Raw genomic sequence first — 12027 nt, 5'->3', positions numbered from 1 at the left:
ACCGAGTCGGCGCCGGTAGAATGGGTCATTGCATCGGTACGGCGATCGTAACAGGCTATTGCTTGTCGGAATACAGCAGGGGGAAGTAGTGATTGTCGTACGGTTGTCCTTCCCGCGGACGCGGGCCCAGCAGCCGAATGTTATCGACGTTGTGACGACCGTGCTTCTTGTAGGCCATGCCGTCCGGCATGAGATGGGCGACGACGGACAGGCGCGGCCGCTCGGCATGATTTTGCCCGGAGCCGTGAATCGTCAGCGCATGGTGGAAACTCGCTTGACCGGCTTTCAGGGTCACCGGGACTTCCTTCCACGCGCGGCCCGATTCCTCGGCGATTCTGGACTTGACCGCTTCGAGGTCGCGGTTGAAGAACGCGTCGCTGCCTTCGAGCAGGCCCCACTTGTGCGAGCCGGGCACGACTGACATGCAGCCGTTCGTCAAGTCCGTATCCTGCAGCGCGATCCAAGCGGTGACCAGATTGCTCGTATCGGTGCATTGCCAGTAAATATAATCCTGATGCCAACCGACGTTGCCGGGGGAGAGCGCGTCCTTCTCGCCCGTGCCGGTTCCCGGCTTGTAGATCACTTGGTCGTACCATAACCGCGCCCCGCCGCTGTCCATGAGACCCGCGCCGAGACGCCCGAGCACGGGGTTCGTCACCGTCTTGCGGACGGCATCGTTGATCCACCAGGAATTGTCGATCTTGCGGAGCATCTTGGGATTATTCGTCGGGCGCCATTCGTCGAGCGGATAACCGTCGCCGTCGTAATCGTACGCCCAGATGCGCTCATGCGCCCGGCGCAGCTCCTCGATCTCCTGTTCATCGAACAGGACCGGGCTGACCCAGTATCCGTTCTCCTTGTAAAATTCCTTGTCGCTTTGCGTGATAAGGCCGATGTTGTCCTTCATGCTTCACATCCCTCTTGTCGTGTTAGGAAGCCGTGAATATGAATCGAGTATAGTGCAGAATCCGCGGGCCGTATTGTATAGTTGATCAGACAATTGTAAAATTGTAAGAAAAAGCGAGGATTGCCATGCGGATGCACCATGCGAAGCCGACGTCGCATCTGAAGACGCTGATTGAACTGTTCGACCGGGAATGGCAGCGGTTCTCGTTCCCATCCTTCGGCTTCTGGCGGGACCGGGGCTGGAACGGCACCGGCTCGGGATTCGAATTGAACTATTACACGCGCGGCGCCAACGCCGTCGTTCAGGATAGCCGCACGCTGCACTTCAAGCACGGCGATCTGATCTACGTTCCGGACGACGTGCGAAGCAGCTTCTGCGAAGAGGGCTCCTTCGACTTGTATTATCTGATGTTCCGGTTCGATTGCCCGGATCTTAACGCGCGGATGGCCGAGTTGTTCCGGTGCCTCGAATTCGAGAAGGCCCCGCTGCCGATGCCGGGCTTGCAGGCGGAATTCCGCGCGCTCATCACCGAGCTCCGGATGGACCGCCAAATCTCGGTGACGGCCAAAATCTATTTCCTTCATATCTTCGTGCGCATCTACATGGACCAGATCGAGAACACCGGGCATCCCCACAAGCACGAGGTCATCGTGCGGCAAGTGATCGAAGACATTCAGGAACGGATGGACAGCGGCGGGAAAATCCTGCTGCCGGACATCGCGGCGCGGCATGCGCTTAACGAACGGTACCTGAACCAGCTCTTCAAGAACGTCACCGGCACGACGATCGGCAAGTACGTGCTGTCCGCCCGCATCGAGAGCGCCAAGCGGCTGCTGGAGACGACGGCGATGCCGATCACGGAGATCGCGATCGTCAGCGGCTTTTACGACGGGGCGCATTTCTCCAAAGCGTTCAAGGCGAACGTCGCCCTGACGCCGCAGGAGTATCGCGAGCAGAACGGCTTCTTGTAATCTCGGTCAAGCGGATAGAGAACATGGATCGTATTCGGAAGTATTAATTTACAATTGGACGCGGCAGGATATTTGGGCGGGAAGCGAGAACGCGCGGAGAAGCCGTCGAAACAAGTCGCGTTAGGAAGGAATTTCACCCATAAAACGATAATAATGGCGAAGCCCGAATTCGGGTCCGCCATTTTTTTATGACAATTTTACAAATGGCCGCCTGATTATACAATACGGTACCGAATGCAGGAACTATAATGCAGACAGATGTTCTAAAGCGCTTACATATCCAGCGCTGCAAGGATGCGTACAACGAATCCCGCCAAGCATGCAAGAAATAAAGCAGCCGACTTATTCAAAACGACGGGCCGTTGCGGCTCGTACAGGGGGAAATCTCATGAATGCGAAGAAGGTTCTCGCAAAACCGGTTACGCTTGCGGTCTGTCTATCGTTATCGCTTTCCTTGGCGGCCTGCGCCGACGATTCCGGTTCGAATTCGAACGGCGCTTCATCGAACGGCGCCGCTTCGGACGGTACCGCCTCCAACGCCGGAACGGCAAAAGGCGATGCGTCGCCATCGGACATTTCCAAGCTGCTCGATCCTAACGCGGAGCCGGCGAAGGATCCGCTGGGCAAATTCGATCCGCCGATCACGGTCACGACCGTGCATACGAACAACGAAGTCGCCTCCAACCTCAAGAAGCCCGATACGATCGAAAGCAACATCTACACGCGCACGTGGTCGGAAAAGCTCGGCATCAACCTGAAGTACAATTGGACGTCGCCCGGCGCGCAGGGCGAAGAGAAGATGAACCTGATGATCGCGAGCGGCGATTTGCCGGATTTCTTCTACGTTTCCCCGTCCCAGTTCGAACGGCTCGCCTCGACCGGTCAGCTCGAGGATCTGACGCAGGTGCTGAAGGATTACGGCTCCAAATACATGAAGAAATATTTGACCGGCGATTACGCGGGTCTGCTCGAAGGCGTCACGAAGAACGGCAAGGTGTACGGCATCCCGAACGGCCAGACGTACCACGACTCCGGGTTCATGCTCTGGATGCGCTCCGACAACGTGGAGAAGGCGGGATTGAAGCTGCCGAAGACGGTCGACGACCTCGACAAGATATTGGAGGCGTTCAAAAACAACGACTACGACAAAAGCGGAGGCGAGAAATACCCGATCGCGCTCGCGGACGCGAACATCGCGTCGAACTTCTGGGGCATCGGCGACGCCTTCTTCAATATGTTCCATGCGTATCCGAACATCTGGGTGGAGAATAGCGAGGGCGAGCTGGAGGACGGCATGTTCGGTCCCGAGCACCGGGAGAACACGCGCAAGGCGCTGCTTAAGCTTCAGGATTACTACAAGAAGGGCTACATCAACCCGGATTTCGCGACGTTCGACGACGCGAAATACAACGAAGCGATCGTCAACAACCAATCCGGCGTCGTCTTCGGCGGCTTGTGGGATGCCTGGTGGCCGCTTAACCTGAACCTCGACAAGCATCCGGATTCCAAATGGCTGCCGGTCGCCGTCCCGTCCGCGGACGCGGAGCCGGCCAAATCGTCCGTCACGGCCGCGACCGTGCTCGGCATCAGCGTCGCGAAGAAGGGCGTCGCGCATCCGGAAGCGCTCGTGGAGATGGAGAACCTTTATCACGACCTGAACAACAACCCGGAGACGATGCAGTTCGGCAAATACAATACCGATCCGGTCGACAATTCGGGCATATTCCTGGCTTATCCGATGCCGGTCTATAATCCGTCGTTCAACTACGAGGCGTTCCAGGTCGTGAGCGAAGCGTTCAAGACGGGCAAGGCCGACGGCATGCCGGAATCCGACAAGCTATTCTACGACCAGGCCAAAGCCTATGCCGACAAGAACGACAAAGCCGGCTTCCCGTCCTACTTGTCGTACACCGACCAAGGCAGCCTCGCGGTCGTCGACGGTTACATCAAGAACAAAGCGTTCCAAATGAACGAATACACCGCGATGCCGACCCAGGACATGATCGACAACGCGCCGATCATCAAGAAAGCCTACGACGTCATGTTCCTGAACGTGGTCAAGGGCGGCGACATCGGCCAATACGACGACTTCCTGAAGCAATACGACTCGCTCTACATGTCGGCGGTGTACCCCGGCGTGAACAAATGGTTCGAGGCGAAGAACAAGGACAGCATCCAAAAATGGTTCGAAAGCAAATAAGGCACTCTCCGAGTACTCGTAATCCTGGAATAGAGGTGCAGCCATGAAACTATTGCAAGCGTTCACGATCCCGCGCAAGCAGCTCGCGCTTTACGTCATGCTGATCGCGCCGGTCGTCGTCTTGTTCGTCTACGCGTATCTTCCGATGTTCGGGGTCGTCATGTCGTTCCAGCGCTTCGAGCCGAGTCTCGGCTTCCTGCACTCCGACTGGGTCGGCTTCGATAACTTCCGCCGGCTTATGTACATTCCCGACGTGAAGCAGGTCGTCCTCAATACGCTGTTCATCGCCGCGATGAAGATCGTCGTCGAGACGCTCGCGGCCATCTTCGTCGCGATCCTGCTGAACGAGATCATCTCCAAGCTGTTCAGGCGCGTCGTGCAGACGATCATTTACTTTCCGTATTTTCTCTCGTGGGTCATCCTCGGCGGCATCCTCCGGGATATGCTCGCGCGCGAAGGCTTGATCAACGTGCTGCTCGGCAAGCTGGGCATCGCGCCGATCGTCTTCCTGTCGAAGGCGGCGCTGTTTCCGTTCGTGCTGGTCGGCACGGAGACCTGGCAGGTGACCGGCTTCGGGACGATCGTCTTCCTGGCCGCCATCACGACCATCGATCCGACGCTGTACGAGGCGGCCGTCATGGACGGCGCGAGCCGGTTCAAGCAGATTCTCCACATCACGATTCCCGGCATTAAGTCAACGATCATCCTCATGATGACGCTCAGCATGGGGTACATCCTGAACGCCGGCTTCGAGCAGGTGCTGATGCTCTACAGTCCGCTCGTCTATTCGACCGGCGACGTCATCGATACGTGGGTATATCGAATGGGGCTGCAGCAATCGCAATATTCCCTCGCGTCGGCGATCGGGTTGTTCCGGTCGGTCGTCAGCCTGCTGTTGATCTCGGTCTCTTACTACGTCGCGCGCAAGGTATCGGATCATCGGATCTTTTAGGAAAGGAAGGCGAGGACAATCATGCCGGATCGTTCGATAGGAAGACGCGTGTTCACGTCGTTGAACGGGCTGCTGTTCATTCTTTTCTCGCTGAGCTGCGTGGTGCCGATGATCCATGTGCTGTCGGTATCGCTGAGCGCGAGCAGCGCGGTCAACGCCGGGGACGTGACGATTTGGCCGGTCAAGCCGACGTTCAAGTCGTACGAATATATCTTGAACAAATCGGAGTATTGGACCGCGATGGCCGTATCGCTCGAGCGCGTCGTGCTGGGCACGGCGGTCAGCATGCTGCTGACGATCCTGATCGCCTATCCGCTGTCCAAGAACAAGGCGTCCTTCAAGCACCAGTCGAGCTTCGCCTGGTACCTCGTCGTGACGATGCTGTTCTCCGGCGGGCTCGTGCCGTCGTTCATGATCGTGAAGTACACGGGCATCCTCGATTCCATGTGGGCGCTCGTGCTGCCCGGCGCGGTATCGGTGTTCAACGTGCTGCTGCTGTCGAATTTCTTCCGCAACATTCCGAGGGAGATCGAAGAATCGGCCTTCATGGACGGCGCCGGGCATTTCCGGATTCTGGGGCAGCTGTACCTCGCGTTGTCGATGCCGATCATCGCGACGCTGATCGTATTCGTCGCGGTCGGCCATTGGAACGCCTGGTTCGACGGGCTGATCTACATGAACGACCAGAAGCATTATCCGCTGCAATCCTACCTGCAGACGATTCTCGTGCAGTCGAATTCCGTGGTGATGACGCAGCAGTACGCGAAGCTGATGAGCATGGTCTCCGACCGCACGATCAAGTCGGCGCAGGTGTTCGTCGCGTCCATACCGATCCTGTGCGTCTACCCCTTTCTGCAAAAGTATTTCATCTCGGGCATCATGCTCGGGTCCGTGAAGGAATGACGAACGTTTCAAAATCGCGCGCATGCCGCGCGGTGCAAGCCGAGACACCATGCAGCCGAAAGCCGCCGCGCCGCCCGCGGGCGGCTTTTTTTCGTTCGATTTCCTCTGCCCGCGGAGAAATTGTTTTGATACAATAGAGCAGTAATTATTTTCCATGGGAGAGGTAGTGTGTGCATGAACAGCCGGCGCGTTGCTTACGAGGAGATCAAAGGGAAATTGCAAACGGGGGACCTGCTGCTATGCCACGGCATCTTTCCGGAGGCGATTCAAGTGGAGGCGGTCGAAGGCGCGCCTTGGTCGCATATCGGCATGGTCGTCAGACTGCCGGGCGTAGAAGAGCCGTTGTTCTGGGAATCGACCACGACGCAGACCATCCCGGACGTGGAGCTGCGCCGCATCAAGACCGGACCGATGCTCGTCTCGCTGCGCGACCGCATCGCGACGGACGTGGCCGAGCAATACGATGCGCTGTTCGCCTTCCGCCTGCTGGAGGGAGAGCGCGGAGCCGATACGGCGGAGAAGCTGCAAGCATTTATCGAAGAGGTGCACGGGGCATCCTTTCCTTCGCTCGAACGAATGGCCTTCGAGCTGCTCGAAGGTAAGCTCTTCCATGCGCAAGCGGGATATGCCAGCTTCTTCTGCAGCGAACTCGTGGCGGAAACCTACATGCGGCTCGGCATCATGGAACGGACGGTGCCCTCCAACGGTTACCGGCCGATCGATTTCTCCGACCGCACGAACCTGCCGCTGAGCGGCGGTTATCGGCTAAGCGACGAGCTTCTATATCTGAACGATGTCTAGACCGGTTCGGCTCCTGGCGCTGCTCGTCCTTGCGGCGATCGCACTGGCGGGCTGCGGCGCGGCCCGCGGAGGATCCGATCACGCGCCGCGCGCGGTTGCCGGCATCCTGGATTTGTCGGATTGGGATTCCCAGCAGGACGGGCCGGTGTCCTTGAAGGGCGAGTGGGCGTTCTACTGGTCGAAGCTGCTGACGCCGGAAGATTTTCGCGGACCCGCGGTCCCCGAGCCGACCGGCTATTTCACGTCCCCCGGCTATTGGAATCGTCATGCCGTACGAGACCATAGCTTTCCGGCTGACGGCTACGCGACGCTTCGGCTCCAGGTTCGCTTCAAGCCCGGGGACGCCGTGCTATCGCTCAAAGCGACGAACCTGTTCACCGCCTACCGCATCTGGGTGAACGGCGAGCCGGTCGCCTCCGCCGGAACGGTCGGCACCGACGCGAACAGCGCGGTCGCGCGGCAAATCGTGCAAACCGCGCCGCTGCGCATCGCTTCTGGGCAGGACCGGCTGGATATCGTCGTGCAGCTGTCGAATTACAGTTATACGAAGAGCGGCCTGCAGAACAACATCCAGCTCGGTTCGGCGGCAGGCATCGAATCATTGTACAGGCGGAACATGGAAGGAACGTTCATCGCGTTCGGCGCCTGCACCATCATGGCCCTCTATCATTTGGTGCTGTACGTGCTGCGCCGGCGCGAGCGTTCCGCGTTGTACCTGGGCATTTTCTCGCTGCTCGTGGCAGTGCGCATTCTTTTCGTGAACGACAGGTATATCTACAACTGGTTTCCTAACTTGAATTGGCAGCTGTTCTGCAAAGTGCCGTACGCCGTCTTTTTCTTCGGGCTCATCATGATCGTCATGTTCGTGCAGACGCTGTATCCGCGCTATTTCGCCCGGCGCGTCGTGACCGTGACACGATGGGCGGGCGGAGCCGCGACGCTCTTCTGCCTGTTGACGCCGCAGCGATGGTACGACAAGATCCTGATCCCATTCGAGCTGTTCACCTGCGGAATTATCGCCTATACCTTGCATGTGCTGCTGCGTGCGCTGCGCGATAGGCAAGCGGGCACGTTGGTTTTCCTGATCGGATATGCCGGGCTCGCGGGAACGATCATGCATGACTTCCTCTACATGAGCGAGAAGACGCATCTCGGATCGCTGGCGCCATACGGATTGCTCGTGTTCATCGTCATGCAATCGCTCATTCTGGCTGGCCGCTTCGTACGCGCGTTCGCCTCCGTCGAGCAGTTATCCAGCCGGCTGATCGCAATGGATAAACTCAAGGACGAATTTCTGGCGCAGACCTCGCATGAGCTGAGGACGCCGCTGCATGGCATGATCGGGCTGTCCGAATCGCTTATAGACGGTGTAGCCGGTCCGCTGCCGCGGCAAGCAATCGACAACCTGCAGCTGGTTGTCGCAAGCGGGAGACGGCTCGCCACGCTCGTGGGCGACGTGCTCGATTACGCCCGGCTCGAGCATAAGGAGCTGACGCTACACCGGATGGAGATTGAACTGCGCACCGCCGTCGACGCGGTTCTTCGACTGAACGGGCCGCTTCTGCGCGGGAAGAAGGTCGAGCTCGTCAACGAAGTGCCGAGGGACCTGACGGTCCTGGCGGACGAGAACCGGCTGCAGCAAATCCTGCATAATCTGATCGGCAACGCGGTCAAATTCACGGAAGCCGGCCGCATCGCGGTCACCGCCGCGGCAAGCGCGGAGGAAGCGGAGATCCGGGTGACGGATACGGGCACCGGCATAGCCGAGGCGTTCCGCGAACGGGTATTCGAAGCTTACGAGCAGGGCGAAGGCGCCGCGCATCAAGGAGCAGGGCTCGGCCTGGCCGTGACCAAGAAGCTCGTGGAGCTGCACGGCGGAGCCGTATTCGCGGAATCGCCGCCCGGCGGGGGAACGAGCGTCGTCTTCACGCTGCCCAGAGCGTCCCGCCATTCCGCGGGGCCTTCGCGCGCGCCGGTCGGCGCGAATCATCCGGACGAAGCCGCGCGCGGCGTCCTTGCGGGCGCCGCGGAACCTTCGATGGCCATTCGGGACGCGGCAGGGACTGCGGTGCCCGAATCGTCCGATCCGGTTCAATCAGGAGCAACGGCGGAGACGGCAGAGCGGGCAGAAAAGGCGGGACGCATCCTGATCGTGGATGACGAAGCGGTGAACCTTCAGGTGCTCCGCAACCATCTGACGATGGCCGGCTATGCGGTGATGGAGGCTGCCGATCCCGTCGAGGCGCTGCGTTTGATCGAAGCCCAGGGCAAGCCGGATCTGGCCGTGCTGGACGTCATGCTGCCGAGAATGTCCGGCTTCGAATTATGCGCCCGCCTTCGCGAGTCGTATTCGGCGATCGAGCTCCCGGTCATTTTCCTGACCGCGAAGCCGCTCGACGACGACTTGATCGATGGCTTCGGCGCGGGCGCCAACGATTACGTGACGAAGCCGGTCGTCAAGCGCGAACTGCTCGCGCGCATCGGGCTGCACCTGCAGCTCGCGCAATGGAACCAATCGCTGGAGCGGCGCGTGAGCGAGCGGACCGAACAGCTCGAAGAGACGCTCGCTTCGCTCAAGCAGGCGAGAAGCCGGCTCCTGCAGTCGGAGAAGCTTGCCTCGCTCGGCGGACTCGTCGCCGGCGTCGCGCATGAGATCAACAGCCCGATCGGAATCGGCGTGACCGCGTCCTCCCACTTGGTGGAACGTTCGAAAGCGCTGCTGGCGCGGTATTCCGAGGGGCTGCTTCGGCGCGGCGAGCTGGAAGCATTCTTCGCCGAATGCGGCGAGACCGCGTCGATCCTGCTCAGCAACCTGCAGCGCACGGAGAAGCTGATCGCCAGCTTCAAGCAGGTGGCCGCGGACCAGACGTTCGAGGAGCGTCGTGCGTTCCGGGTAAAAGCGTACTTGGAGGAGATCCTGCTCAGCCTATCGCCCAAATTAAAGCAAACCCGCCATGCGGTCGCGTTGGTCGCCGACGAGGACTTGGAGGTGCGGGGCTATCCGGGCGTGCTGTACCAGATCGTCACGAACCTGCTGCTGAATTCGCTGCTGCACGCGTTCGACGACTCCCGGGCCGGGCATATCGTCATCCGGGCGGAATCCGACGGCCGCTCGTTGATCGTCACCTTCTCGGACGACGGCCGGGGCATCGAGCCCGGCCTGCTGCCCCGGATCTTCGATCCGTTCGTCACGACCAAGCGCGGTCAGGGCGGGACCGGCCTCGGGCTCAGCGTCGTGTATAACCTGGTTGTGCAGAAATGGGGCGGAACGATCGTTTGCGACAGCGTCTTGGGCCACGGAACGGCCTTTCAGATGGCGCTGCCGCTGCAAAGCGCGGCATTGGAGGGAACAGGATGAACGAAATCATAGACCCGGCGTCGGAGCTGGTGCATCTGGCCGGCGACGATCCCGTCGAGGACGCGGACATGCGCTTCTGGAAGTTTCTGATCGTCGACGACGACCGGGATATTCATAAAGTAACGAAGCTGGTGCTGGAAGGGCAGGCGTTCGAGGCGCGCAAATTGCAGTTCTTGAGCGCGTACACCGCAGGCGAGGCGGTGCAGCTGCTCGAGCGGCATCCGGATATCGCCGTCGTGCTGCTCGACGTGGTCATGGAAACGGACGACGCCGGGCTAATGCTCGTCAGGCATGTGCGAAGCGTGATGGGCAATTCGCTCGTCCGCATTATCCTGCGGACCGGGCAGCCCGGGCAAGCGCCGGAGCATACGGTCATTCGCGATTACGATATCAGCGATTACAAGGAGAAGACGGAGCTGACCAGCACCAAACTGTTCAGCGCTGTATACGCCTCGATCCGCACGTATCAGCATTTAAGCGGCGTCCTCGCGGCCAAGGAAACGCTGGAGCAGCGGGTCCGCGAGCGCACGCAAGAGTTAGAAGCGCGGGCGAAGGAGCTTCAAGCGTCCATCCGGCAGGCCTACGAGGCAATGATGGAAGTCTCGGTCCTCGAAGAACGCAACCGGATCGCGCGGGACATCCATAACGTCGTCGGCCATACGCTGACGACCGCCGTCGTCCAGCTGGAAGCGGGCAAGTTATTGATCGAGGTCGACACGTCCCGGGCCGCTGGAAAAATGGAGCTGGCGGGACAGCTCGTCCGCAAAGGCTTGGACGAGATCCGCAGCTCCGTGCATCAGCTGGCGGGCGAACGGGAGACGATCGATCTGCGCAAGGATCTGGAGCGGATCGTCGGGGAGACAGTGGCGCATGCAGGTGTCGACATCGACTGCCGCATCGGACAGCTGCCCAAGCTGACGTTTTTTCAGATCAAGCTGATCTGCCATGCGCTGCAGGAGGGACTGACGAACGGCATCCGCCACGGACGAAGCTCCCGCTTCCAGTTCGAGCTAGGTTTCTTGGACAGTCTGATTGTGTTCACTCTTCGCAATAACGGGTCCGCGCCGCCAGGCGTTCGTTTCGGGTTCGGACTTGGCGCGCTGCGGGATCAAGTGGAGCTCGCGCACGGAACGCTGGCCCTGGAAGCAGCGGCGGATACGGGCATGGAGCTGCGCATTCGGCTGCCGGTACCGCGATCGGAGATGCAAGTATGAGGGCGATGCGCATCGTAATTGCCGACGACCAAGCGCTGATGCGGGAGGGCTTACAGACGATATTGGAGCTCCAGCCGGACATGGAGGTAGTCGGCTCGGCCGAGAACGGACTGCTAGCGCTCGAAGCCGTTCACGCCTGCAAGCCGGATCTGGTCCTGCTCGACATCCAGATGCCGGTCATGAACGGGATCGAATGCACGCGGCGGATCAAGGAGGAGGCGCCGGACACGGTCGTGCTGCTGCTCTCCACCTTCGCCGAGGATAGGTATATCGTGGACGGCCTGTCGCTAGGCGCGAGCGGATACCTTCTGAAGGACATGGAAGGCAGGCGCCTCGTGGAGGCGATCCGGGACGCCTCAGCCGGGAAGCTCATGATGCCGGCCGTCATAGCCGCCAAGCTGGCGGCGAACCTGACGCGGCTGTCGGCGGCGGCCGAACCCCTGGACGGAGCGTCGCATCTGCTTCGCCGCGAAATCCGTTTGACGGAACGCGAAGCGGAAGTTTCGCGGCTCATGCTTCAGGGGCTGACAAACAAGCAGATAGCCAAAGCACTATTCATGCAGGAAGGAACCGTGCGCAATTATGTCAGCGTCATTTATTCCAAAATCGGCGTAAGCGACCGGGCCAAAGCGCTGCTTGCGCTGAAGGAAATGCAATCGATCTAATATCTTGCCCATGCCGACCCTTAGGGGTCGGTTTTTTTGTCATATGACAAAATCGA

The 12027-nt window shown here is 59.8% G+C and carries 9 protein-coding genes; 8 read left to right on the top strand and 1 reads right to left on the bottom strand.

The window, feature by feature from the left end; genetic code table 11:
• Positions 1-55: 55 nt before the first annotated feature.
• Positions 56-907, bottom strand: a complete 852-nt coding sequence (locus tag GT019_RS04780; RefSeq protein ID WP_161741612.1) for a phytanoyl-CoA dioxygenase family protein — start codon at positions 905-907, stop codon at positions 56-58.
• A 131-nt stretch (positions 908-1038) separates the two neighbouring features.
• Between GT019_RS04780 and GT019_RS04775 the strand changes: the two genes are divergently transcribed.
• The 8 genes from GT019_RS04775 to GT019_RS04740 all read left to right on the top strand — a co-directional run bounded on the left by GT019_RS04775 (position 1039) and on the right by GT019_RS04740 (position 11971).
• Positions 1039-1878: an AraC family transcriptional regulator gene (locus tag GT019_RS04775; RefSeq protein WP_161741611.1), complete on the top strand. Its 840-nt coding sequence runs from the start codon at positions 1039-1041 to the stop codon at positions 1876-1878.
• A gap of 388 nt (positions 1879-2266) precedes the next feature.
• Positions 2267-4078 (top strand): type 2 periplasmic-binding domain-containing protein, encoded by a 1812-nt coding sequence (locus tag GT019_RS04770; protein WP_161741610.1) that lies wholly within the window; start codon positions 2267-2269, stop codon positions 4076-4078.
• Between the two features lie 43 nt (positions 4079-4121).
• Positions 4122-5030 carry an ABC transporter permease gene (locus GT019_RS04765; RefSeq protein WP_161741609.1) on the top strand — a complete coding sequence of 303 codons (909 nt, stop codon included), beginning with the start codon at positions 4122-4124 and terminating at the stop codon, positions 5028-5030.
• Between the two features lie 21 nt (positions 5031-5051).
• Positions 5052-5933, top strand: a complete 882-nt coding sequence (locus GT019_RS04760; protein ID WP_161741608.1) for a carbohydrate ABC transporter permease — start codon at positions 5052-5054, stop codon at positions 5931-5933.
• A gap of 174 nt (positions 5934-6107) precedes the next feature.
• Positions 6108-6734 (top strand): hypothetical protein, encoded by a 627-nt coding sequence (locus tag GT019_RS04755; RefSeq protein ID WP_161741607.1) that lies wholly within the window; start codon positions 6108-6110, stop codon positions 6732-6734.
• Positions 6727-10092, top strand: a complete 3366-nt coding sequence (locus GT019_RS04750; RefSeq protein ID WP_161741606.1) for an ATP-binding protein — start codon at positions 6727-6729, stop codon at positions 10090-10092. Before GT019_RS04755 ends, GT019_RS04750 begins: the two co-directional genes overlap by 8 nt.
• Positions 10089-11306: an ATP-binding response regulator gene (locus GT019_RS04745; protein ID WP_161741605.1), complete on the top strand. Its 1218-nt coding sequence runs from the start codon at positions 10089-10091 to the stop codon at positions 11304-11306. Before GT019_RS04750 ends, GT019_RS04745 begins: the two co-directional genes overlap by 4 nt.
• Positions 11303-11971 (top strand): response regulator, encoded by a 669-nt coding sequence (locus GT019_RS04740; RefSeq protein WP_161741604.1) that lies wholly within the window; start codon positions 11303-11305, stop codon positions 11969-11971. The genes GT019_RS04745 and GT019_RS04740 overlap by 4 nt, the downstream gene beginning before the upstream one ends.
• Positions 11972-12027 lie beyond the last annotated feature (56 nt).

The sequence above is a fragment of the Paenibacillus glycinis genome (assembly GCF_009909185.1).
Taxonomy (GTDB): domain Bacteria; phylum Bacillota; class Bacilli; order Paenibacillales; family Paenibacillaceae; genus Paenibacillus_Z; species Paenibacillus_Z glycinis.
This window is presented reverse-complemented; position numbering and strand designations above follow the sequence as displayed.